Source organism: Neobacillus cucumis, assembly GCF_023715505.1.
This window is the reverse complement of sequence record NZ_JAMBOH010000188.1, coordinates 1-234: the sequence shown is the minus strand read 5'-3', so window position 1 is coordinate 234 and position 234 is coordinate 1. Positions and strand designations below refer to the sequence as shown.

Annotated in this window: 1 protein-coding gene; it reads left to right on the top strand. The window is 32.1% G+C overall.

Annotated features, from left to right (window positions below):
- Nucleotides 1–234, top strand: a 234-nt coding sequence (locus M3226_RS33040; RefSeq protein WP_251573478.1) for a transposase, incomplete at both ends; no start/stop codon positions are given.

Sequence of the window (234 nt, the reverse complement as noted above, 5' to 3'; positions counted from 1 at the left end):
ACATTTCAAACGCAATATCTTTAATCATTTGCCAAAAAAAGACATGGATGATGTGAAAATAGGTTTAAAGAGAATATTTGATGCTGTAAAAGTTGAAGATGCTAGGAAATTCAAAGAGGAGTTTTTATTGAGTTTTGGAGAAAATCCAAAACTACAAAAGGCTATAGAAACATTAGAAGAGGGCTTCGAAGATGCCATTCAATACTTGAACCAACCTTCTAAATACCACGTATT